21 protein-coding genes are annotated in these 23171 nt (G+C 73.9%); 9 read left to right on the top strand and 12 right to left on the bottom strand.

The window, feature by feature from the left end:
* Positions 1-65 precede the first annotated feature (65 nt).
* The 6 genes from gmk to phnC form a co-directional block, all read right to left on the bottom strand.
* The gene (gmk, locus tag ACLIBK_RS05140) at positions 66-830 is read right to left on the bottom strand and encodes a guanylate kinase (protein WP_415386155.1); all 765 of its coding nucleotides are present in this window, start codon (positions 828-830) and stop codon (positions 66-68) included.
* Between the two features lie 25 nt (positions 831-855).
* Positions 856-1749, bottom strand: a complete 894-nt coding sequence (locus tag ACLIBK_RS05135) for a YicC/YloC family endoribonuclease (RefSeq protein WP_415386154.1) — start codon at positions 1747-1749, stop codon at positions 856-858.
* Positions 1750-2031: 282 nt separating this feature from the next.
* Entirely contained in the window at positions 2032-2910 is an 879-nt protein-coding gene (gene phnE / locus ACLIBK_RS05130; RefSeq protein ID WP_415386153.1) for a phosphonate ABC transporter, permease protein PhnE, read from the bottom strand.
* A 35-nt stretch (positions 2911-2945) separates the two neighbouring features.
* Positions 2946-3833, bottom strand: a complete 888-nt coding sequence (phnE, locus tag ACLIBK_RS05125) for a phosphonate ABC transporter, permease protein PhnE (protein ID WP_415386152.1) — start codon at positions 3831-3833, stop codon at positions 2946-2948.
* Between the two features lie 237 nt (positions 3834-4070).
* A complete protein-coding gene (phnD, locus tag ACLIBK_RS05120; protein ID WP_415386151.1) occupies positions 4071-5144 on the bottom strand; it encodes a phosphate/phosphite/phosphonate ABC transporter substrate-binding protein in 1074 nt (357 codons plus the stop codon).
* Positions 5141-5926 (bottom strand): phosphonate ABC transporter ATP-binding protein, encoded by a 786-nt coding sequence (gene phnC, locus ACLIBK_RS05115; protein ID WP_415386150.1) that lies wholly within the window; start codon positions 5924-5926, stop codon positions 5141-5143. Before phnC ends, phnD (ACLIBK_RS05120) begins: the two co-directional genes overlap by 4 nt.
* Positions 5927-6171: 245 nt before the next feature.
* On the opposite strand from phnC, the gene ACLIBK_RS05110 reads away from it, so the two are divergent.
* The 3 genes from ACLIBK_RS05110 (at position 6172) to ACLIBK_RS05100 (ending at position 8879) form a co-directional block, all read left to right on the top strand.
* On the top strand, positions 6172-6798 hold the full coding sequence (locus tag ACLIBK_RS05110; protein ID WP_415386149.1) for a flavin reductase family protein: 627 nt from the start codon (positions 6172-6174) through the stop codon (positions 6796-6798).
* Positions 6799-6912: 114 nt separating this feature from the next.
* Positions 6913-7461, top strand: coding sequence for a winged helix-turn-helix transcriptional regulator (locus ACLIBK_RS05105; RefSeq protein ID WP_415386148.1), 549 nt, complete (start codon positions 6913-6915; stop codon positions 7459-7461).
* Positions 7458-8879 (top strand): MATE family efflux transporter, encoded by a 1422-nt coding sequence (locus ACLIBK_RS05100; RefSeq protein WP_415386147.1) that lies wholly within the window; start codon positions 7458-7460, stop codon positions 8877-8879. The genes ACLIBK_RS05105 and ACLIBK_RS05100 overlap by 4 nt, the downstream gene beginning before the upstream one ends.
* A gap of 168 nt (positions 8880-9047) precedes the next feature.
* Here ACLIBK_RS05100 and ACLIBK_RS05095 read toward each other — a convergent pair whose 3' ends face one another.
* Both ACLIBK_RS05095 and ACLIBK_RS05090 read right to left on the bottom strand, forming a co-directional pair.
* Positions 9048-10316 (bottom strand): M16 family metallopeptidase, encoded by a 1269-nt coding sequence (locus tag ACLIBK_RS05095; protein WP_415386146.1) that lies wholly within the window; start codon positions 10314-10316, stop codon positions 9048-9050.
* Positions 10313-11701, bottom strand: a complete 1389-nt coding sequence (locus ACLIBK_RS05090; RefSeq protein ID WP_415386145.1) for a M16 family metallopeptidase — start codon at positions 11699-11701, stop codon at positions 10313-10315. Before ACLIBK_RS05090 ends, ACLIBK_RS05095 begins: the two co-directional genes overlap by 4 nt.
* 530 nt (positions 11702-12231) lie before the next feature.
* On the opposite strand from ACLIBK_RS05090, the gene ACLIBK_RS05085 reads away from it, so the two are divergent.
* Positions 12232-12660: a DUF6525 family protein gene (locus ACLIBK_RS05085; protein WP_415386144.1), complete on the top strand. Its 429-nt coding sequence runs from the start codon at positions 12232-12234 to the stop codon at positions 12658-12660.
* Positions 12661-12818: 158 nt separating this feature from the next.
* Positions 12819-13469, top strand: a complete 651-nt coding sequence (locus ACLIBK_RS05080) for an HAD hydrolase-like protein (protein WP_415386143.1) — start codon at positions 12819-12821, stop codon at positions 13467-13469.
* On the opposite strand, the gene ACLIBK_RS05075 is transcribed toward ACLIBK_RS05080, so the two are convergent.
* The 4 genes from ACLIBK_RS05075 to ileS are packed head-to-tail and all read right to left on the bottom strand — an operon-like array spanning position 13466 to position 19165.
* On the bottom strand, positions 13466-15151 hold the full coding sequence (locus tag ACLIBK_RS05075) for a glycosyltransferase (protein ID WP_415386142.1): 1686 nt from the start codon (positions 15149-15151) through the stop codon (positions 13466-13468). The two genes, ACLIBK_RS05080 and ACLIBK_RS05075, sit on opposite strands and share 4 nt — an antisense overlap.
* A gap of 31 nt (positions 15152-15182) precedes the next feature.
* Positions 15183-15749, bottom strand: a complete 567-nt coding sequence (locus ACLIBK_RS05070; protein ID WP_415386141.1) for a DUF3035 domain-containing protein — start codon at positions 15747-15749, stop codon at positions 15183-15185.
* A gap of 9 nt (positions 15750-15758) precedes the next feature.
* Positions 15759-16298: a signal peptidase II gene (gene lspA, locus ACLIBK_RS05065; protein ID WP_415386140.1), complete on the bottom strand. Its 540-nt coding sequence runs from the start codon at positions 16296-16298 to the stop codon at positions 15759-15761.
* Entirely contained in the window at positions 16295-19165 is a 2871-nt protein-coding gene (gene ileS, locus ACLIBK_RS05060; protein ID WP_415386139.1) for an isoleucine--tRNA ligase, read from the bottom strand. Before ileS ends, lspA begins: the two co-directional genes overlap by 4 nt.
* 493 nt (positions 19166-19658) lie before the next feature.
* On the opposite strand from ileS, the gene phnD (ACLIBK_RS05055) reads away from it, so the two are divergent.
* From phnD (ACLIBK_RS05055) to ACLIBK_RS05040, 4 genes are all read left to right on the top strand, one after another.
* Positions 19659-20621, top strand: a complete 963-nt coding sequence (phnD, locus tag ACLIBK_RS05055) for a phosphate/phosphite/phosphonate ABC transporter substrate-binding protein (RefSeq protein ID WP_415386138.1) — start codon at positions 19659-19661, stop codon at positions 20619-20621.
* A gap of 37 nt (positions 20622-20658) precedes the next feature.
* Positions 20659-21201: a CidA/LrgA family protein gene (locus ACLIBK_RS05050; RefSeq protein WP_415386137.1), complete on the top strand. Its 543-nt coding sequence runs from the start codon at positions 20659-20661 to the stop codon at positions 21199-21201.
* Positions 21198-21917, top strand: coding sequence for an LrgB family protein (locus ACLIBK_RS05045; RefSeq protein WP_415386136.1), 720 nt, complete (start codon positions 21198-21200; stop codon positions 21915-21917). The genes ACLIBK_RS05050 and ACLIBK_RS05045 overlap by 4 nt, the downstream gene beginning before the upstream one ends.
* A gap of 230 nt (positions 21918-22147) precedes the next feature.
* Positions 22148-23098: an HpcH/HpaI aldolase family protein gene (locus ACLIBK_RS05040; RefSeq protein ID WP_415386135.1), complete on the top strand. Its 951-nt coding sequence runs from the start codon at positions 22148-22150 to the stop codon at positions 23096-23098.
* Positions 23099-23171: the final 73 nt, after the last annotated feature.

Raw genomic sequence — 23171 nt, 5'->3', positions numbered from 1 at the left:
CGCGGGCCTCCTGCCCTGCCCGGGCGCGGGGTGGCGCGCCGCGGCCGCTGCAGGGCGGCGGCGGCTCACTCCGACAGCTTCGCGATGAAGCCGGGCAGCCAGGGGTTGCGCTCGCGCCGGGTGCGGGCGGCGTTGAGGATGGCGCGCACGGCGTCCAGGGTTTCCTCGAACTGGCCGTTGACCAGCACGTGGTCGAACTCTTCCCAGTGCGACAGGTCCTCGCGCGCTGCGTCCATGCGGCGCGCGATCTCGGCATCCGAGTCCTGGCCGCGGGCGCGCAGGCGGCGCTCCAGCTCCGGCAGGCTGGGGGGCAGCAGGAACACGCCCACCACGTCGCCCGGCAGCGCCGCGCGGATCAGCAGGTGGCCCTGCCAGTCCACGTCGAACAGCACGTCCCGCCCGGCCGCCAGCGCCGCCAGCACCGGCGCGCGCGGGGTGCCGTAGCGGCGGCCGTAGACGGAGGCGCTTTCCAGCATCTCGCCGGCGCGCTCCATCGCCTCGAACTGCTCGGGCGTGCGGAAATGGTAGTGCACCCCTTCCACCTCGCCCGGGCGCGGGGCCCGGGTGGTGGCGCTGACGGACAGCGACATCGCCCCTTCCCGCGCCAGCAGCGCCCGCGACACGGAGGTCTTGCCCGCCCCCGAGGGCGCCACCAGCACCAGGCACAGCCCGCGCCGCAGGCCGGCCTCGGGACCACCCGCCGCGCCGCGCACGGCCCCACCGGCCGGGGCCGCCCCGCCGGGCGCCAGACCCACGCCGTCGCTGCCGGCTTCCGCCCCGCCCGTCGCCGCGCCGCCGGGTTGCGGCGTCACGCTGCCGCTGCCCGGCATCCCTGCGCTCCCCGGCGCGCCGGCCTCACTCGACATTGGCCGCCTGCTCGCGCAGCCGCTCGATCGCGGCCTTGAGGTCCAGGGACAGCCGGGTCAGCGCCAGCGAGGCCGACTTCGCCCCCAGCGTATTGGCCTCGCGCCCGAACTCCTGGGTCAGGAACTCCAGCCGGCGGCCCACCGGCACGCCCTCGCGCAGCAAGGCGCGGGCCGCTTCCACATGGGCGCCCAGCCGGTCCAGCTCCTCCCGCACGTCGGAGCGGCTGGCCAGGATGGCGACCTCCGCCGCCAGCCGTTCTTCCGGGACGCGCCGCTCGCCTTCCAGCAGCTCCGTCAGTACGGCGCTCAGCCGGGCGCGCTGCGCTTCCGGCTGGCGGGCCGCTTCCGTCGCGGCCGCGTCGCGCAGGGCGGCGATCTCGTCCAGCAGCACGCTGAGGATGCCGTGCAGCTTGCCGCCTTCTGCCCGCCGCGCCGCCACCAGCCCGTCCAGCGCCGCCCCGAAGCCCGCCGTGACCGCCTGCCGCCGCGCCGCATCCGCCGATTCGTCGGGTTCCGACGCCTCCGCCCGCAAAACGCCGGGCAGGGACAGCACCGCTTCCGCCCGCGGCGGCGGCGCCCCGGGGATGCGGGCCGCCACCTCCAGCGCCAGCTGCAGCGCCCGTTCCAGCGCCTCCGGGTCGGGTGAAAGCCGCACCACCCGGTCCTCGCGCTTCACCGTCAGCGTGGCCGACACGTTGCCGCGCCCCAGCCGCGCCTGCGCCGCTTCCTTCAGCGGTGTTTCCAGCCCTTCCAGCCCGCCCGGCAGCCGCAGCCGGATGTCCAGGCCGCGGCCGTTCACGCTGCGCACCTCCCAGGCAAAGGAAGCGCCGTCCGGCAGCGTGCCGTCCGTGCGCGCGAAGCCGGTCATCGAAGCGAGAGCCATGCGCGGGCTCATGGCCCGCGGCGGCGCCCGGCGCAAGGCGGGGCGTTGCGCTGGATGGCCCGCAGGGGGCGCCGCCCCCTGCACCCCCGCCGGGGACCTCGTAGGTCCCCGGACCCCGCCGTGAGTTGGCGCTGTTGGACAAGGTGTCCCTTCGCGGGCGTAGCCGCCGCGAAGGGACACCTTGTCCAACAGCGCCACACTTTTACGAACGGAAGGTCCAGGAAACTCAGTTTCCTGGCGGGGGAGCGCGAGGGGGCAGAGCCCCCTCGTGGGCCACAGGCACTACCCCCGCTCCAGCGCCCGCGCCCCGATCAGCCGGCGGCGGACCTTGCCGGACAGCCAGTCGATGGCGGCCACGATCACCACCATGCACAGGATGATGAAGGCCACCTCGTCCCAGGCGCGGACCTTGATGCGCTCGGCGATCTGCAGCCCGATGCCGCCGGCGCCCACCACGCCCAGCACCGCCGCCGAGCGGGTGTTGCTCTCGAAGAAATACAGCGCCTGGGCCAGCATCACGGGCAGTACCTGCGGCCAGATGCCCCAGCGCAGCGCCTGCAGGCGGGAGCCGCCGGCGGCCACCACGCCCTCGGCTTGGCGGGCCTCGGCATTCTCGATCGCCTCGGCGTAGAGCTTGGCCAGCACGGCGGTGTCGGAGGTGATGATGGCCAGCACCCCCGCCAGTGGCCCCAGCCCCACCGCGCGCACGAAGGCCAGGGCCCAGATCAGCTGGTCCACCCCGCGCACGCCGTCGAAGACCCGGCGCAGCGAGAAACGCAGCAGGAAGGTGGTCACCACGTTGCGCGCACCGAGAAAACCCAGCGGCACCGCCAGCAGCCCGGCGATCACGCTGCCCAGAAAGGCCATCGCCACGCTCTCGGCCAAGCCGCGCAGGATGTCGTTCCACAGCGCGCCCGGCGAGGGCGGGATCATCAGCCGCACGATGGTGCCCAGGCCGAAGAGCCCGTTCCACAGCCGCTGCGGCGAAATGTCGAACCACCACAGCGCGCCGATCAGCCAAGCCGCGAACGCCGCCCAGCCCAGCAGCAGGCGGGCGCGGTGCGCCGGGCCGCGGCCAAAGGCGCCGGGCATCGCGGCGCGCCAGCGCGCCACCTCCGCGGCGGACCGCGCGGCGCCTCCCCCGGCAACCGCGGCTCGCATGCCCGTCCCGCCGGACGCCGTGCCGCCCCCGCCGCTCACGCCCGGCGGCCGATCAGCCGGTGGCGCAGACGCTCGCTGAGCAGGTCGATCAGCACCACCGTCAGCACGATCAGCAGCACGATCGCGCTGATCTCCTCGTAGTAGTTGGAGGAGATCACGGTGTAGAGCTCCTCGCCGATGCCGCCGGCGCCCACGAAGCCGATCACGCTGGCGCCGCGCACGTTGATCTCGAAGCGCAGCAGCACGTAGGACACGATGGAGGGCGCCACCTGCGGCAGGATCGCCCAGCGGCAGCCCTGCGCCCAGGTGGCGCCGGATGCGCGCACGCCGTCCCAGGCGCCCATCTCCGTGTTCTCGACCGCTTCCGCGAACAGCTTGCCCAGGGCGCCGGCGCTGTGCAGCGCGATGGCCAGGATGCCCGCCAGGGCGCCGACGCCGAAGGCCCAGACCAGGATCAGCGCGTAGACCAGCTCCGGCACCGTGCGCACCGCTTCCAGCGCGCGGCGGGCCAGCTGGAAGGACCAAGTATTGGGCGACAGGTTGCGCGCCGCCAGGAAACTCAGCGGCAGCGCCGCCGCCGTGCCGGCCAGCGTCGCCAGCGCGGCCATGTTGGCGGTCTCGAAGATCAGCCAGGACCACTTGTCCAGCCGGTAGAACCAGTAGGCCAGGCTGCCCTCGGCCTTCACGCCGCCGAACAGGCTGTTCCAGTGCAGCGTGGGTGCGAGGCGCGCGAAGTAGTCCCCCACCCGCGGCAGGCCGGCCAGCAGGGCTTCGGGGCGGAACTCGCTGATCCAGGCCGCGACCAGCACGGCCAGCCCCAGCGCCAGTCCGGCCCCCAGCGCACCGAGCCGACGCCGCCGCCGGGCCTGCTGGAACGCCGCTTCCCCGCGCAGGACGGCCGGCGAAGCGAGCGCCTCAGACACGCGGGCGTCCCCAGGCCGGGCGCCCGGCACCTGCGCCCCGAACACCCGGGCGCGACGCCGCCGGGCAGGCGAGACGGCCGCGGCACGGCGCGACCGTCCTCCCGCGCGGGGTCCAGATGATCCGTGGGGCGCGCGGCATCGGTGCGGCCACCATGGCGCGAAGCGGTGGGCGGGTGAAGCCCCACCCGCGGCGCCCCGGGGCCGGGTGCAGGCGGCGACGGCCCCGGTGGTGCTGCCTCAGCGCCGCCGGCGCTCCGCCGCTTCTTCCCGCCGCAACGCGATCGGCAGTTCGTAGTCGGCCACCGTCACCGTGCGGAAGCCGGCGCCGCCGCCGCGCTCGATCTGGCGGTAGATCTCGGGGTGCGCGGCCGGCAGGGCCAGCAGGAAGCGGCGCAGGTCCTCCTTGAACGCGTCCGGCAGGTTGGCGCGGCAGGCGATCGGGCCGGTGGGAATAATGCCGCTCTGCCAGATCACCCGCAGGTCGCGCATGTCCAGCAGGCCCTTGTCCACCATGGCGCGCAGGTTGCCGCGGTTGAAGCCGCGCGCTGGGTCGCCCTGCGGCGAGCTCCAGGTGCAGCAGGCGTCATATTGCCGCCCCAGCACCGCCACCACCGCCTGCTCGTGCCCGCCGCCGAAGCCGGTGCGGGAGAAGTAAGGGCCGGACTCCGTGGGGATGCCCAGTAGCCGCAGCGCCGCCCGCGGCGCGAAATAGCCGGAAGTGGAGTTGGGGTCCGCCCAGGCCAGGGAACGCCCGCGCATGCCGGCGAGGTCGGTGATGCCGCTGTCGGCCCGCACCACCATCACGGCGACGTAGCCGAGCGAGCCGTCCTCCTCCTCCGCCGCCACCAGCGGTTCCACCGCGCCCAGCAGGTCCAGCCAGACCCCGGCAAAGGCGGCGGCGCCCATCTGCGCCACCTCGATCTGCCCGGCCGCGAAGGCCTGGCCCACCCCGGCGAAATCCGCCGCCGGGTACAGGCGCACGGGCACCTGGAAGGTGTCCTCCAGCAGGCGGCGGTAGCCGTCGTAGCGGCCGAGCCGGTCGGCCTCGTTCTCGCCGCCGGAAATGCCGATGCGCAGCGTCGGGACCTGCGCCGCCCAGGCGCGGGGCCCAACTTCGGGAAAGGCGATGCCGTCGGCGGTGCGGCGCGTCCGCTGCGCCCTCGCCCGGCCCGGCCGCAGCACCGCGGCGGTTCCCAGCGCCGCCGCCACACGCCCCAGGTCACGCCGCCCGAGGCCGGGTGCCGCCTGCCGCTGCGCCCCGCCCTGCCCCGGCACCCCGCCGCACTCCGCCATGCCGCCGCGCTCCCTCACGCCACCGCTGCCTGCGCTTCCGCCTCGAACTGTTCCTCGGACACGCCGTAGATGTCGCGCACCCGCGCCGCGTCCAGCTCGGCCGGCGCACCGTCGAACACCACCCGCCCGCGCTGCATCGCGACGATCCGGCCGCAATAATCCCGCGCGGTGTCGAGGTGGTGCAGGTTCACCAGCACGGTCAAACCGTCCCGCGCGTTCACGTCGCGCAGCGCGTCCATCACCACCCGGGCGTTGCGCGGGTCCAGCGAGGCGATCGGCTCATCCGCCAGGATCAGCCGCGGCTCCTGCAGCAGGGCGCGGGCAATGGCCACGCGCTGCTGTTGCCCGCCCGACAGCGTGTCGGCCCGCTGCAGCGCCACATCCAGCAGGTCCAGCCGGTCCAGCGCCGCCAGCGCCATGGCGCGCTCCTCCGCGGTGAAGAGCCCCAGCAGCGAGGTCACCGACGCCCAGCCGCCGCCGCGCCGGTTCAGCCGCCCCACCAGCACGTTGCCCAGCACGTCCAGCCGCTGCACCAGGTTGAACTGCTGGAACACCATGGCGCAGCGCGTGCGCCAGTTGCGCAGCGCCTTGCCGCGCAGGGCGGTGACATCCACGCCGTCATGCAGGATGCGCCCTGCGGAGGGCTCGGTCAGGCGGTTGACCATGCGCAGCAGCGTGGACTTGCCGGCCCCCGAGCGCCCGATCACCCCCACCATCTGCCCCTCCGGAATGGCCAGGGTCACGGCATCCACCGCCACACGATCGCCGAAGCGGCGCGTCAGGCCCTGGATCTCCAGCATGCGGCTCGAACGCCCCCCGATGGTACGGAGCCGGCAGCCTATACGCCCATGCCGACGCACGGAACCGCGGCCTCCGGGGCTGGGGACGCCCGGATGTTCGGGCCTGGGCCAAAGGGGCAGCGCCCCTGGCCACGGCCAGTTCACCCGGCGCACGCCCAACCCCGGTGGCTGTGCCTCGCGCGGCTGGGAGATGTCATGCAGTCTCGGGCGCAGATGGCAATTCTTTGCGGCAGGGACCGAGGCGCATGACCGACCAGGGCGACACCCATTTCTACGAGCCCGCCAAGGGGCACGGCCTGCCGCACGATCCCTTCAACGCCATTGTCGGGCCGCGGCCGATCGGCTGGGTGTCCACCCGGGCGGCGGACGGGGCGCTCAACCTCGCGCCCTATTCCTTCTTCAACGCCTTCAACTACCGGCCGCCGTTGATCGGCTTCTCCTCCACCTCGGCCAAGGACAGCCTGCGCAACGCGCAGGAGACGGGCGAATTCGTGTGGAACCTCGCCACCCGCGACCTGGCCGAGCGCATGAACGCCACCAGCGCCCCCGTGCCCTACGGCACCGACGAGTTCGCCCTGGCCGGGCTGACGCCGGTACCGTCCCGCCTGGTGGCGCCGCCCCGCGTGGCGGAAAGCCCGGTGAACTTCGAATGCCGGGTGACGGAGATCGTCACGCTGAAAGGCCATGATGGCCGGGCCGCCGGCGCCTGGCTGGTGCTGGGCGAGGTGGTGGCGGTGCATATCCGCCGACACCTGCTGGTGGACGGGATCTTCGACACCTTCAATGCCGGGGTGATCCTGCGCGCCGGCGGCCCCTCCGCCTATGCCGAGATCGGACCGGACAGCCGCTTCGACCTGCGCCGGCCGGGATAGCAGGAGGCCGGCCCGCGCCGCGGTTCCGCGGCGCGGAAGCGTCGCTCCTGGCGAGGCAGGGCGGCAGGACCACCGTCGCGCGGACTGCCGCCCAGGCCGCCCGAATCGACTTGCATGATGATAGTGACTGGCCGCATGCTCCGCGCCATGCAGCGCAAGAGCTTCAGCGGCATGCAATGCCCGATCGCCCGCAGCCTCGAACATGTCGGGGAATGGTGGAGCATCCTGATCCTGCGCGACGCCTTCAACGGGCTGCGCCGCTTCGACGAGTTCCAGACCAGCCTGGGCATCGCGCCCAACATGCTGACCCGCCGCCTCAAGGGGCTGGTGGAATCGGGGTTGCTGGAACGCCGCCGCTACAGCGAGCGCCCGCCGCGCGACGAGTACCTGCTGACCGAGCGCGGCCGCGACTTCCGCAGCGTGACCCTGGCGCTGCTGGCCTGGGGCAACAAGCACCTGACGCCCGAAGGCATCAGCATCCAGCTGGTGAACCGCGACACGGGCGCGGTGGCCGAGCCGGTGCTGGTGGACCGGGTCAGCGGCCGCCCCGTGACCGACCCGGTGTTCCGCACCGTTCCCGGCCCCGCCGCCGATGCGGGCACGCGGCAGCGCCTCGCCCGCCGGGACGCGGTCGCGGCCGGGCATGAAGGAGCGGGCGCATGAGCCTCGCCACGGCCACCGTCGCCGCGCCGGCCGCGCTTCCCGCGGCCCCGGCGGCTGCGCCGCTCAACCCCCGCACGCGGCGACTGCTGCACGACCCCATCGTGCCGATGCTGCTGCGCATGGCCTGGCCCAACGTGCTGATCATGTTGGCGCAGTCCTCCACCGGGCTGATCGAGACCTGGTGGGTGTCGCATCTCGGCACCGAGGCGCTGGCGGGCATGGCGCTGGTGTTTCCGGCGGTGATGCTGATGCAGATGATCTCCGGCGGCGCCATGGGCGGCGGCATCTCCTCCGCCATTGCCCGCGCCCTGGGGGCCGGGCGGCGCGACGATGCGGATGCGCTGGTGCTGCACGCCATCGTGGCCAACACGGTGCTGGGCCTCCTGTTCTCGGCCGCCGTGCTGGTTTTCGGCCGGCCGCTGTACCGCGCCCTGGGCGGCGAGGGCGCGGCGCTGGAAGCGGCGCTGGCCTATTCCAACGTGGTTTTCGCCGGCAACGTGCTGCTGTGGGTGATGAACGCCCTGGCCAGCGCCGTGCGCGGCACCGGCAACATGCTGGTGCCCGCCCTGGTGATCTGCGCCGGCGTGGTGCTGCTGGTGCCCCTGTCCCCACTGCTGATCTTCGGCTTCGGCCCGGTCCCGGCGCTGGGCATCGCCGGCGGCGGCGCCGCGCTGGTGCTGTTCTACGCCGCAGGCACGGCGGTGCTGGCCTGGTACATCCTGTCGGGGCGCAACCTCGCCGCGCTGCGGCCGTCGCGGCTGCGCTGGCCGCTGTTCCGCGACATCCTGCGCATCGGCGCCGTGGCCTCGGTCAACTCGCTGCTGACCAACCTGCTGATCGCGCTGGTGACGGCGCTGGTGGCGGCCCATGCCGGGGTGGACGCGGTGGCGGGCTTCGGCACCGGCGCGCGGCTGGAATACCTGCTGGTGCCGCTGGTGTTCGGCCTCGGCGCGCCACTGGTCGCGTTGGTGGGCACCAATATCGGCGCCGGGCAGCGGCAGCGGGCGCTGCGCATCGCCCTGGTAGGCGGCGGCATCGCCTTCCTGCTGACCGAGACGATCGGCCTCGCCGCGGCGATCTGGCCGCAATTCTGGCTGACGCTGTTCAGCGACGACCCGCGCATGATCGAGACGGGCAGCACCTACCTGCGGATCGTGGGCCCCTTCTACGGCTTCTTCGGCCTGGGCATGGCGCTGTACTTCGCTTCCCAGGGCGCCGGCCGGCTGTTCTGGCCGCTGTTCAGCAGCATTCTGCGCATCGTGATCGCCCTGGCCGGCGGCTGGCTGGCGCTGCACCTCACCGGCTCGCTGAACTGGCTCTTCGCTGCCGTCGCCCTGGCCCTGCTGGTCTACGGCGTCACCCTGACCGCCGCCACCGCCCTCGGCGGCTGGTTCCCGCGCGAGCGCCGGGCGGGCTGAGCGGGGCGGCGTTTGACGTTGCGGTTGGGGCGCTTTGTGGCTTGAGCCGTGGCCAGGGGCGCTGCCCCTGGACCCCGCCGGGGAGCCTAAGCTCCTCGCGGGGTGTCCAGAGGGGCAGCACCCCTCTGGCCAACGCATCAAACCACAGCCCACTCCAACAGCAGCGCCCTACAGCCCGACCGGCTTGCCCGCGACGACCACGCCCAGCGCGTCCGGCTGCAGCAGGCGGGCGGCCACGGCGGCGACGCCGTCGCGGGTCAGGGCGGCCAAGCGTTCCGGGCGGCGGGCGAGCCAGTCCATGGGGCGGCCGTTGCGACGCAGGCCCAGCAGGATGGAGGCGGTGCGGCGGCTGTCGGTGAACTGCAGCGGCTGGCTGCCGGTCAGGAAGGCCACCGCGTCGGAGAGTTCCTCCTGGGTCGGGCCGCCTTGCGCCATGCGGGCCCATTCCTCACGCAGCACGGTGAGGGTTTCGGCGACGCGGGCGTTCTCCGTGGCCACGGAACCCAGCACGAGGCCCTGGCCGGCGATGGCCTCGACGCCGGCGCCGATGCCGTAGCTCAGGCCGCGCTGGACGCGGACCACGTCCATCAGGCGGGAGGAGAAGCCGCCGCCGCCCAGCACCCGCAACACCACCTGGGCCGCTTCCCAATCCGGGTCGCGCACGGGCAGGCCGCCCTGACCGAACAGCACCGCGCATTGCGGCACGTCCAGTTCCACCACCACCGGGTTGCCGCGCAGGGCAAAGGGCGGCAGCGGCGGCGGCGCGGGCGGCTCACCGGCGGGAAGGCCGCCGAACAGGGTGTCCAGCAGCGTCGGCAACTCGGCCGCGGTGATGGCACCGGACACGGCGATCAGCAGCCCGCCGCGATGGAGGTGCCGGGTGGCGGCGTCGCGCATCGCCTGCACGGGCAGGGTTTGCAGCCGCTCGGCGGTGCCGTTGGGCGGGCGGCCATAGGGACTCTCGGGAAAGGCGGCGTTCCAGAAGGCGCGGTTGGCCTGGCCGCGCGGGCCTTCCAAGGCCTGCCGCGCGCCGGCCACGGCGCGAGCGCGGACGCGTTCCACCGCTTCCGCGTCGAAGCGGGGGGCCAGCATGGCATCGCGCGCCAGCCGGGCGGCGGCGGCGAGGCCATCGTTGGACGGGTCACGGAGCGAGCGGAAGCTGCCCTCGAAGCTGTCGCGGTCGGCGCCGAAGTTCAGGCCGATGGCGGCGTCGCGCAGCGCGTCCTGGAAGGCGGCGGCCGGGCGGTCGCCCGCGCCCTCCGTCAGCAGCGCGGCGGCCAGGGAAGCGGAGCCTTCCTCGCCCGCCGGATCGAGCGAGGCGCCGCCAGCCCAGCCCCAGGCGACGGAGACCACGGGCACGGAATGGTCCTCGGCCAGCCAGGCGGAGAGGCCGCCCGCCGAGACTTCACGGATCGGCAGGGAAAAGCCTTCGGTCACGAGGCGCTGACCCCTTCGGGCAGCAGCCACCCGGTGATGGAGGGATGGGTGAACACCGCCCGCGCCGCCGCACTCGCCTGCTCGGCGGTCACGGCGCGGATGCGGGACGGCCAGAACTCCACCGCCTCGGGCCCGAGGCCGATGGACAGGGCGTGGCCGAAGAGCCGCGGCGCGGCGCCCAGCCCGTCCAGCGCCAGCAGGGCGCCCGCGGTGACCTGGCGGCGGGAGCGCTCGGCCTCCGCTTCCGTCACGCCGCCGTCGAGCAGCTTGGCGACTTCCGCTTCCAGGGCTTCCTCCAGCCGGGCGGGCGAAACGTCGCGCCGCGGCGTGGCGTAGAGGCCGAAGGAACCGGCGCCGAGTTCGTCGGAATCGTAGAAGGCACCGGCGCTGACGGCGAGGCCGGTTTCCACCAGCGCCTTGTGCAGGCGCGAGCCGGGGCCGCCGCCGAAGAGGTGCGACAGCACCTCCAGCGGGTCGGCATGCGCGGTGTCGCCCCAGGTCAGGGTGGGGGCGAGCCAGGAGCGGATCAGCTGCGCCTCGCGCACCTGGGCGTCGTTGCGCACCAGCCGGCCCTGCAGCGGCGCCTCGGGCGGGGCGGGGCGGTTGCGGTCGGGGGCGGTGGTGGCGAGGTCGCGGGCGGCCACGCCGCCGTATTCGTTCTCCACCACGCGGCGCAGCTCGGCCTCCGTCACGGCGCCGGCCACCACCAGCACGGCATTGCCGGGGGCGTACCAGTGGGCGTGCAGGTTCAGCAGGTCGTCGCGGGTGATGGCGCGGATCTCGTCGGCCCAGCCGATGATCGGGCGGCCCTTCCAGTGCTGCGGGCCCCAGGCGGCGGCGCTATAGGCTTCCTGGAAGCGGGCGCGGGCGCTGCTGTCGGTGCGCTGGCGACGCTCTTCCAGGATCACCGAGCGTTCCGGCTCCAGCTCGGCTTCCGGCAGGGCCACGGCGCGCAGGCGGTCGGCCTCCATGCCCGCCATCAGCTCCAGGCGGGACGCTTCCACCGTCTGGTGATAGGCGGTCACGTCGCGCGAGGTGTAGGCGTTGTCCTGGCCGCCTTCCCGCGCCACGCGGCGGTTGAACTCGCCCGAGGCCACCTTGGGGCTGCCCTTGAACATCATGTGTTCCAGGAAATGCGCCGCCCCGGACTTGCCGGCCGGGTCGTCGCCGGCGCCCACGCCGTAGAACAGGTAGTGCGCCACCACGGGGGCACGGCGCTGCTCCACGTGCACGACCCGCAGGCCGTTGGGCAGGCGCCACAGCCCGGCGTCGAACAGGCGGCGCTCGCCATCGGGTGCGCCCACGGGGGGCTGGGCACGGGCGGCGGGGGGGAGGAGCGGGAGGCTGGCCGCAGCGGCGAGCGCGGCGCGTCGGGTCAGGGGCATGTGCCGTGCAAGATGGGGCGGGCGTGGCATTTATGCCAGCGCCCCGGCAGGTGGGCGGGGAAGCCGGCACCCGGGCCGCCGGACGGGGCGGGCGTTTGCCTTACTTCCTTACTCTCTTACTTCCTTACCCGAGCCGCCCCGAAAAGGCGTCGTTTTAGAAAATAACCTTACAACAACAATGGGTTGACAGTCAAGTCCCGCGATGCATGTGACAGATTCGACGGATTCTGTCAGTTTAGGCGGATTGAGCCATGCGGGCGCCGGCGCGAAGGCCGTGAACGCCCGGCCGGGCGCCGTCCTGCAACGGCTCGCGGGGCTGTCGCGGGCGGGCCCTAGCGCGCGGCCGGGACGGGATGACCGGTGCCGCGCCGCCGGGTCCGGCCCGCCCGGGACCAGACAGCCGGGGCCCGCTCCGGGCGGCGGAACGGTTCCCGGCCGCGGCCCGCGGCAGCGGCGGCGGCATGGGTGCCGAGCATCAGGCGGATGGCGTTCCGACTCCCCCGGCGCCGCCGCTCCGGTAAAAGGCGGGCATGGACAACAGCATGGCTGCCCGGCCCTACAGCAAGCTCAAGGGCGATCCCTACCGCGCCTATGAGGAGCTGCCGACCGAGGTGCGCCGGGCCTTGCAGGAAGCGCTGGTGGACTGGTGTCCCCTGCGGGCGCGCGAATGGCATCTCCACCTGCTGCGCCAGCAGCGGCTGCGGCCGGCGCAGGCGGCGTCCTTCCTGGTGCAGACCATCCGCCGGCAGGACCACGCCGAAGTGTCCGCCTTCGCGCGGACATGGCTGAAGGGCGCCGAGGCTTATCCGCACCTCGCGGCCGGCGCGACGCTGCAGCGCTATGTCGGCGCGGACGGCATCCCCGCGGCCCAGCCCATCCATCTTCCCCCGGTGGAAGCGGCCCCCAAGGCGCGGGCCAAGCGCGCGAAGGGTGCGAAGGGCCGCCGTCGCAAGCGCTGAGGGTGGGCAATGGCGGTGAGCCCCGGGCCGCTGCGGCCGGTTCCCGCCACGGCGCCTCCGGGAGCAGGGAGCCGGTTTCCGGCCCGACCACTTCGGGGCGGGCGCGACCTTGCAGGGAAGCCATTGCGGGCCGCGGTCCCGTTGGGCATGGGCGGGGCATGCGCTACGACCTCGCCATCTTCGACTTCGACGGCACGCTCGCCGACAGCAAGGACTGGTTCTTCGGATCGCTGAACGAGGTCGCGCACCGATTCGGCTTCCGGCAAACCACGCCCGAGGAGCGGGAAGAGCTTCGTCGCCTGGGAACCCGCGAGATCGTTCGCCGCCTCCGGGTTCCGTTGTGGAGGATGCCCGGCATTGCCCGCCACATGCGTCAGCGCGCATCGGAGGACATCGCGGCGATCCGCCTTTTCCCGGGCATCCCGGAGGCCTTGAACAGCCTCCGCCAGCGGGGCGCGGCGCTCGCCGTGGTCAGTTCGAACTCGGAAAACAACGTGCGCCGCGTCCTCGGAACGGATCTGGCCGGGCAGGTCGGCTTCTATGGCTGCGGTTCGTCGCTGTTCGGCAAGGCCGTCAGGTTGCGCCAGGCCATGAAGCGCACCGGTTCCACGCCGGCCCGAACCATCTGCATCGGCGACGAGAGCCGTGACATCGAGGCGGCCCAGGCGGTGTCCGCGGCCTCCGCCGCCGTGACCTGGGGATACGCGTTGCCGGAAGCGCTCCGCAGGCTGGGCCCAACCGTTGTTCTGGAGGCGGTGGAGGAGATCGCGGCGCTGGGGCTCGACGGCCGGGCGCGTCCCCTGCCCTAGGCGCTGGTCCAGTGCTGGCCGGGGGTGTGACGGTAGGCCAGGTTCTCCTCCGTCAGGGCGAAGCTGCGGTAGTGCGGCAGCGTCATCACCGACACCAGCCGCCGGGTCGCCGCGGCATCGGCGGCGCCCAGCAGGGCGTGGCCCAACGCCCGGGTCAGGCAGCCCGGGCCGGTGGCGTCCCAGATCGGCGGCCGCGGGTCGCCGGAATCGAGCCAGCCCTCGGCCTCCGACACCGCGCGGGCGATCACCGCGCTGTTCGGCCGGGCGGCCAGGAAGAAGTTATGGGCATAGGCCGGGGCTTCCAGCGCCAGGGTCAGGATCAGCTCCGACTCGTCCAGCGCGGCGAAGATCGGCGCCAGGGAACGCTGGCAGCGCTCGTCGGCATCGACGTAGATGCCGCCCTCTTCCCGCAGGTAATACAGGCGGAACAGGTCCGCCTGCATGGCCGGGTGGTAGCAGCGGTCCAGCCGCGCCGCCGCGGCCTCGCCGACCCGGGCGCGCAGCCATTCCCGGGCGGAGGCGGCGCTGAACAGCCGGTGCGCCAGCCCCGGCGTGCCCGCCGCCCAGCCCGCCATCAGCGCCGCCACGTCCGGCGGCACGGTGTCGCTGTGCCAGAACTGCACCACCGTGCCGGGCCGCGCCGCGGCCGCCTGCGCCGGCTCGCGCAGCAGCGGCAGGCGCTTGGCCAGCAGTTCGGCCGAGAGCAGGTAGCGTGACGGCGTGGTGTAGTTGCCCGCCGCCACGGCGCGCCAGCGCAGCACCAGGGCGCGGGCGGCCTCCGTGTCGCCGTGCCCCAGCAGGATCACCGCCAGCAGCGAGCGCGTCTGGTTGCTTTGCCGCGCCTCGGGCAGGGCGTGCAGGTGTTCCGCCGCGGCGGCGAGGTCGCCGGCCTCGGCGCAGCTGATCGCGGCCTGGGCCGCCCAGCCGGGGTCGCCGGCATGGCGGCGGTCCGCATTGGCCAGGGCCGCCGCCGCCGCCGCGCCGTCGCGGCGCTGCACCAGCCGCAGCCGCAGGGTGACGGCGCGCACCGTGTCGCGCAGCGCCGGGGCGTCCAGCAGCCGCCCGGCCGGGCGGAGCCGGCCGGTGCGCAGCAGCGCTTCCGCCAGTTTCAGGGCGCGGTCGGGGGCGAGGTCGGCCACCGTGCCCGGCGGCACCGCGCGGCGGGCCTGCCGGCGCAGCGCCAGCAATTCGCGCGCGGTGGCGCGGTGTTCCGCCAGGGCGGCGCGGGTCTGCGCGGCGGTGCTGTCCCACCAGGCCACGCGGCCGGACACCACGTCCCGGAACAGCCGCACCGCGAGGTCGGTCCAGCCGAGATCCGCCGCGGCCTTGGCGGCCACGAAGCGCGCCTCGAACACGCCCGGGGCATGGGCGATGGCCTTGCGGAAATACTCCAGCGCCCGGCCGGGGCACTGGCTGTTCAGCGCGCGGTAGCCCAGGGCCAGAAAGGGCCAGGCACTGGTGGGGCCGAGCTCGATGGCGCGCTGCCAGGCTTCCACGGCGCCGAGCAGGTCGCCGGTGCCGTGCCGGGCCGAGCCCAGGCGCAGCTGCAGGCCGCCATCCTCGGGGCGGGCCACGGCCAGCATGGCCAAGGCCTGGGCAGCGACGGCCAGGTCGCCCCGCGCCTCGGCCGCCGTGGCCTGCGCGTCCAGCGCGGCCAGCACGCCGCCGGGGTCCTCGGACACGATGGGGCGCTTCAGCCCCGGGGGGCCGGGATCAGAACAGTCCCTCGAACAACCCGCGCTGGCGGCGCTGGATCACCGCGGTCTCGCCTTCGCCGGGCGGCCGGCCGAGGGCGGCGTTCTCGCGCAGGCGCTGGCTTTCGCGTTGCGGGTCGAGCGCCACGCCGGGGGGCGGCGCGGATTGCCAGAACTGCAGCCGGTCCACCAGGCTGCGGCTGGGCTGGTCGAGGCGGAGGCTTTCCTCGTCCACCTGGCGGCGGATGGAATCGGGGGCGGGGCGGCCGCCGCCGGCCTGGGCCACCAGGGCGCTCTCACCCCCCGTGGGTCGGATGGTGCGGCCGCTGCCGAGGATGGCGCCCGGCACCAGCGTGCTCTCGGCCTGTTCGCGCGAGGTCAGCTCCTGCGGGCGCACGGCGCCGGGGCGCGGCACGGGAAGGTTGCCCAGGGCCGGCGGCATGGAGAGCGGCGCGCGGGTCACCACCTGGAACTCGTCCGGGGCATCGCGGGTGAAGCCCAGGGTGCGCGCCGTGTCCTGGCCGCAGGCGGCGAGCAGCAACAGCGGCAGGGCCAGGGCGGCGGCGGGCGGCAGGGCGTTCCTCATGCGGTTTCCTTAGACACGGGGCCGGGCTTGGTCGAGAGGGGGCTCGGTCGCGGGAGGCTGGGTCGAGGAGGGGCGGAACAGGGCATCGGCCACCAGCACCACCACGCCCAGCACGATGGCGGCGTCGGCGACGTTGAAGACGTACCAGTGCCAGCCCCAGGCGGACGCGTCCACGAAGTCGAACACCGCGCCCCAGCGCAGCCGGTCGATCACGTTGCCCACCGCGCCGCCGATGATGCCGCCGAGCGCGATCGCCACCGCGCGGGTTTCCGCCCGGGCCAGCCAGCGGATCAGCAGGGCGGCGACCGCCAGGGCGGCGCCGGCCAGGAGCCAGCCGTGCCAGGGGGCGTCGCCGGCCAGCAGGCCGAAGGTGACGCCGCGGTTCCACACCATGGAAAAGTCCAGGGCGAAGGGCCCGGCGGACAGCAGGGGGATGTGCCGCACCTCCTGCAGGCGCAGCACGGCGTCCATCCACCACTTGCTGCCCTGGTCGGCGATCAGCACCAGCAGCCCCGCCAGGGCGCCGAGGCCGAGGAAGCGGGTGTTCACGCGCCCACCGCGGCGTCGCAGCGCAGGCAAAGGTCGGCGTGGCGGCCGGTGCCGGTTTCGGGCAGCACGCGCCAGCAGCGGGCGCATTTCTCGCCGGGGGCGAGGCGGAAGGCGGCGCTGGGGGCGGCGGCCTCCCCTGCCCCGGCGGCCGGCGCTTCGCCGAACTCGAAGCCGGAGGTGATGCAGACTTCCGCCCAGGCTTCGGGGGAGAGCAGTTCGGCCGCGCCGTCCGCAGTCAGCACCGGGGCGGCCTGGAGGCTGGAGCCGATCTCGCCGGAGGCGCGGGCCTTTTCCAGCTCCGCCGTGACCACGCCACGCAGGGCGCGCACCCGGGCCCATTTCGCCGCCAGTGCCTCGTCGCGCCATTCCGCCGGGACGGCGGGGAAGGTCTGCAGGTGCACCGAGCCTTCGGCGGACGCGAAGCGGGCCTGCCAAGCTTCCTCGGCGGTGAAGGGCAGCACGGGGGCCAGCCAGGTGGTCAGGCAGCGGTGCAGGGCGTCGATCACGGTGCGGGCGGCGCGGCGGCGGGGGCTGTCGGCGGCGTCGCAGTAGAGGCTGTCCTTGCGGACGTCGAAAAAGAAGGCGCTGAGGTCGGCGGCGCAGAAGTTGTGCAGCTCCGGCACCACGCCGGACCAGTCGTAGGTGTCCACCGCGCGCCCCAGCCGGGCGTCCAGCTCGGACAGGCGGTGCAGCACCCAGCGCTCCAGCTCCGGCAGCTCGGCGTGGGGAACGCGCTCGGCCTCGGTGAAGCCGTCGAGGTTGCCCAGCAGCCAGCGCAGCGTGTTGCGCAACCGGCGGTACAGCTCCGCGGTCTGTTCCAGGATGCGCGGGCCGATGCGCTGGTCCTCGGCGGTGTCGGAGCTCATCACCCACAGGCGCAGGATGTCGGCGCCGTATTTCTTGGTGACTTCCTGCGGCGCGGTGACGTTGCCCAGGGACTTCGACATCTTCCGCCCGGATTCGTCGAGCGTGAAGCCGTGCGTCAACAGCGCCTTGAAGGGCGCCACGCCCCGCGTGCCGATGCTTTCCAGCAGGGAGGAATGGAACCAGCCGCGGTGCTGGTCGGAGCCTTCCAGGTAGAGGTCCGCCGGGAAGGGCAGGTCGCGCTCCGGGGTCAGGGTGAAGGCGTGGGTCGAGCCGCTCTCGAACCACACGTCCACGATGTCCATCACCTGCTCGTAGTCGTCCGGGTTGCGCTCGACCCCCAGGAAGCGGGCGGCGGCGCCGGGCTGGTACCAGGCATCCGCCCCTTCTTCGCGGAAGGCGGCGGTGACGCGCTCCAGCACGGCCGGGTCGCGCAGGGGTTCGGAGGTGGCGCGGTGCACGAAGACCGGGATCGGCACGCCCCAGGCGCGCTGGCGGGAGATGCACCAGTCCGGCCGCGCCGCCACCATAGAGGTGATGCGGTTGCGCCCGACCTCCGGCACGAAATGCGTGACGGCCAGCGCGTCCAGCGCCTTTTCCCGGATGCGGTTGGCGTCGTCCATGGCGATGAACCACTGCGGCGTAGCGCGAAAGATCACCGGCTTCTTGGAGCGCCAGGAATGCGGGTAGGAGTGCCGCAGCGTGCCCTTGGCCGCCAGCGTGCCCACGGCTTCCATTGCCGCCCAGACGGCGTCATGCGCCTTGAACACGTGCAGGCCGGTGAAGCCCGGGGCCTGCACGGTGTAGGTGCCATCGTCGCCGACCGTTTCCGGCACCGGCAGGCCGTGCGCGCGGCCGAGGGCGAAGTCGTCCTCGCCGTGCGAGGGGGCGATGTGCACGAAGCCGGTGCCGGCCTCGGCGGTGACGAAGTCGCCGGGCAGCAGGGGGATGCCGAACTCATAGCCGTTCTCGCCGCCGGCCCAGCCGCGCAGCGGATGTGCCGTCCACGTGCCAGCGAGTTCGGTGCCCTTCAGCACGCGGCGGACGCTGTGCGCCTCCAGCCCGGCCGCTTTGGCGAAGTCCGGCAGCAGCGACAGCGCGACGAGGAGGTCCTCGCCGGGCCGCAGCAGCGAGCCCTCGGCCACGCCGTCCACGTGCACCAGCGCGTAGTCGATCTCCGGGCCGTAGGCGACGGCACGGTTGGCCGGGATCGTCCAGGGCGTGGTGGTCCAGATCACCACCGAGGCGCCGAGCAGGTCGTCCTCGCGCCGGCCCTCTGCCTCGGGCGTGTCCACCGCGATCACCGGGAAGCGCGCCCACAGCGTCGGCGAGGTGTGGTCGTGGTACTCCACCTCCGCGTCGGCGAGGGCGGTCTTTTCCACCGGGCTCCACATCACCGGACGAAGGCCACGATACAGCGAGCCGTTGAGCAGGAACTTGCCGATCTCGCCGGCGATGGTCGCCTCGGAGGCGAAGTCCATGGTGGCGTAGGGGTGCTGCCAGTCGCCCAGCACGCCCAGACGCTGGAACTCCTCGCGCTGCACGCCCAGCCAGTGCGCGGCGTAGGCGCGGCACTCGGCCCGGAAGTCCAGGATCGGCACCGCGTCCTTGTCGCGGCCCTTCTTGCGGTACTCCTCCTCGACCTTCCACTCGATCGGCAGGCCGTGGCAGTCCCAGCCCGGGACGTAGTTCGCGTCCCGGCCCGACATCTGGGCGGCGCGGTTGATCACGTCCTTGAGGATCTTGTTCAGCGCGTGCCCGATGTGCAGCGGGCCGTTGGCGTAGGGCGGGCCGTCATGCAGCACGAACTTCGGCAGGCCGGCCGACTGCGCCCGCAGGCGGTCGCGCAGCGCGGTGTCGCGCCAGCGTTCCAGCCAGGCGGGCTCGCGCTTGGGCAGGTCGCCCTTCATCGGGAAAGGGGTGCGCGGCAGGAACACGGTGCCGCGCCAGTCGGTCCTGGGCGCCTCGGCCTGGCCGGGGGTGGTGTCGGGACGATCGTTCATCGGGGGCGGTGTTCCGGGCAGCAGGGCTGAACAGCAGCCCCGGGCAAGGGAAAGGCGCGAGAGATGGTCCCGGCCCTCAGCCGAGAGCCGGGCAGGGAATTCGCGCTTGGGCCCGCCTGGACATGGGGCGCCTTATGGGGATCGCGGGCCGCTGGGGTCAAGCACCGGCCCGCTCCGGGCAGCCCCGCGCGGCCGGTGGGCCGCTTCCGGTCGCGTGCCGGTCCGGGGGGTGGTGCCTGGTGTTCAGGCCGTGGCCAAGGGGGCGCCGCCCCCTTGGAGCCCCCGCCGGAGGCACTCAACGTGGGGTCCGGGAAGTTTAAACTCCCCGGCGGGGTCCAGGGGCAGCGCCCCTGGCCGACGTCGGAACATCCAGGACCAACCGACACCACCCGGACCATGAACCGCGCAGCCGGTCAGCGAGGTGCTTGGCCATCCGCCGTTCGGCGTGTGAGCATGCCGGGCGACGCCACTCCCTGCCGGAGGCCCCGTTTCCATGCTGCACCGACGCCACCTCCTCGCCCTGCCTGCCCTGGTGCCGCTGGCGGCCCGCGCCCAGGCACCGGCGGCCTCGCCGCCGCCGATGCCCGCGCCGGGCAAGCGGGACTGGGCGGCGCAGGTGCCGCAGCTGCGCCTGGGCGTGCTGGGGGGCGAGACGGAAAGCGACCGGCTGGGCCGCTACGACGGCTACCGCAAGCTGTTCGAGGACACCTTCGGCGTGCCGACGCGGATGTTCTTCGCCTCCGACTATTCCGGCGTGCAGCAGGCTTTTGCCGCCAAGCAGCTGGAGATCGCCAACATGGCCCCCGCCGCCTATGCCGCGACCTGGATGGACACCAATGGCGGGGTGGAGCCGATCCTGGTGACGCGCGAGCAGGACGGCAGCACCTCCTACGTCGCGGTGATGTACGTGCGCACCGATTCCGGCATCACCTCGATCGAGGGGCTGCGCGGCAAGTCCATCGCCTGGGCCGATCCCAACAGTGCGTCCGGCTACCTGATCCCCCGCGCCGAGCTGCGGGCTGCGGGGATCGACCCGGAGCCGGGCAGGTTCTTCGGCCGCACCGGCTTCGGCGGCGGGCACGACCAGGCGCTCGTGGCGGTGCTGCAGAAGCAGTACGACGCCGGGGTCACCTGGGTCTCGGGCATCGGCGACCCGCCCTATACCCGCGGCACGCTGCGGGCGGCGGTGGACAAGGGCATGCTGAACATGGCCGACCTCCGCATCCTCTGGCGCTCGCGGCCGATCCAGAACGGGCCGATCGTGGTGCGGAGCGACCTGCCGGCCCCCTTCAAGCAGGACATGGTGAACTTCCACCTGGCGCTGCCGGCGGCGCACCCGGACATCCACCGCGCGGTGGAGCGCGGCAGCGCCATCGGCTGGGCGCCCACCAGCCACGCCGACTACGCCGTGTTCGTGGACATGCGCCGCGCCGAGGCCGCCGAGCGCCGCCGCTAGGGGCGCGGCCGCCCGTGCCTCCGGGGCCGCGCCCGGCATGATCGCCGCGCTGGCGGGGCTGCTGGTGTGCCAGCTGGCGGGCGAGGTCCTGGCCCGCGCGCTGGGCCTGCCCGTGCCGGGGCCGGTGATCGGGGCGGTGATCCTGTTCGCCCTGCTGGTGCTGCGCGACCGGGCCGCACCGCCGATGCTGGTGGCGGTGGCCGGCGGGCTGCTGGGCAATCTGGGACTGCTGTTCGTGCCGGCGGGGGTGGGGGTGGTGGTTTACCTGCCCACCCTGGCGCGGGACTGGGCGCCGCTGTCGCTGGCCATCCTGGCCGGGACGCTGGCAGCGATCGCGGTGACCGGCCGGCTGGCGCAGGCGCTGCTGCGGCCGGCGCCGGGGATGCTGATGCCCGTGCCCGGCGCAGCCCCCGCCGAGGCCTCGCCCGGGGAGGTTTCGTCCGGGCCGTCGCCGGCGCCACTCCGCGGACCGTTCCCTGGGCCGCGCTCCGGGGCAGCCTCCGAACACCCCCCTGGACCGCCCCTTGGGCCATCCTCCGGGCCGCCCGCTGAACCATCCCCGAAGGACGGGGCGCCGTGACCGACCTCGCCGCCATCTGGGTCTACCTGTCGCGCGAGCCGCTGGCGGCGCTGACGGCGACGCTGCTGGCCTGGGTCGCGGCCCAGGGGCTGGCGCGGCTGTGCCGGGGCCATCCGGCGGCCAACCCGGTGCTGTTCGCGCTGGTGATCCTGGCGGGCGGGCTGCTGCTCTCGGGGGTGGAGTACCGGAGCTATTTCCAGGGGGCGCAGTTCGTCCACTTCCTGCTAGGCCCGGCCACCGTGGCGCTAGCGGTGCCGCTGCACGCGCAGTGGCGGGTGGTGCGCCGCTCCGCCCCGGCGGCGGTGCTGTCCGTGCTGTGCGGCGGCGCCTTTTCGGCCGCGGCGGGGGTGGCGATCGCCCTGGCGCTGCGCGCCGCGCCGGAGGTGACGGCCAGCCTCGCCCCCCGCTCCGTCACCACGCCTGTCGCCATGGGCATCGCGGAGCAGATTGGCGGGCTGCCCTCGCTCACCGCGGCGGTGGTGATCTGTTCCGGCATCGTGGGCGCCGCGCTGGGCCCGGCGGTGCTGACCCTGGCGCGGGTGCGGGACTGGCGGGCGCGGGGCTTGGCGATCGGCACCGCCTCGCACGGGATCGGCACGGCGCGGGCGATCCAGGCCAACCCCGTGGCGGGGGCGTTCAGCGGGCTGGCAATGGGGCTGAATGCCCTGGCCACGGCGCTGCTGTTGCCGCTGCTGTGGCGGTGGTGGATGGGATAGGCGGGGCGCCGGGTGGCCCGCGGGGTGTGCTGGACCGCGCGGGAGTGCGGTCGAGAGTGGCAACGACGCCGCCGGTTCCGTGACGGGCGGCGGGACGGCTTCGCCCGGGCGGGTTGACCGGGATCGCCGCAGCCGCCGCTTTCCGTCTCCATACCGGAATGATGCTGGACGCTTCGGGTGCCGCAGGCACAAGGTGGAACCGGGCCGGAAGAGGTCGGGGGGAAACACGGATGATCCGCAGGGACATGCTGGCGGGCGGGGCCCTTGCCGCGGCCGGCGTCGGGCTGGCCGCGGGGCTGCTGCCCGGCGCGAGCGCGCAACCGGCGCCCGCCCCCTCGCCGGCCGCGCCACCGCCGGCGGCGCCATCCCCCACCGCGCCGGTGCGCGCCGCCGACCTCCTGCGCAACCCGGCCAAGGACAAGCTCCGGCGCGGCGAGGTGGTAGTGTCCATGAGCGTGCGGCTGGTGCGCTCCATGGAGATCGCGCAGATCGCCGCCTCCTCCGGCTTCGACTCGCTCTACGTGGAGATGCAGCACAGCACCTTCACCGAGGAGCAGATCAGCAACATCTGCCAAGCCGCCCTGGGCGCCGGCATCACCGCCATGGTGCGCGTGCCCAGCATCCGCCCCGAACATGTCGGCCGCGTGCTGGACGGCGGGGCGCTGGGCATCATCGCCCCCGAGATCGAGACGGTGGAGGAGGTGCGCCAGGTGGTGGCCGCCGCGCGCTTCCCGCCCTGGGGCAACCGCTCCGCCCCCGGCGGGCAGCTGTTTCCGCTGCGCTACCGCAGCTTCCCCACCGCGGAAACCTACGCCGCCATCAACGACGCCACCATGGTGGTGGTGATGCTGGAGAACACCGCGGCGCTGGAGCGCGTGGAGGAGATCGCGGCGGTGGAGGGGCTGGACATGCTGTTCATCGGCACCAGCGACCTGACCAACAGCATGGGGCTGGTGGGCCAGCCCGACCATCCGCGGGTGCGCGACGCCTTTGCCCGGACCATCGAGGCCTGCCGCCGGCACGGCAAGCATGTCGGCATCGGCGGGCTGGCGGCGCGGCCAGACCTGATCGCGCAATACCTGAAGATGGGCGCGCGCTTCGTGTCGAGCGGCACGGACCTCACCTTCCTGCTCGGCGCCGCCGCCGCGCGGGCCAAGCAGATCCGGGACATCGCCGTTTAGCGATGCCGCCGGCCGGGGTGGCCGCGCTGCCGGGAAGGCGCGCGGCCACCGTCGCCGGAACCACGACGTCCCG

Source organism: Roseomonas sp. BN140053, assembly GCF_047690175.1.
GTDB lineage: Bacteria > Pseudomonadota > Alphaproteobacteria > Acetobacterales > Acetobacteraceae > Roseomonas.
Note: the sequence above shows the minus strand (reverse complement) of the source record. Positions and strands in the feature narration are given on the sequence as shown.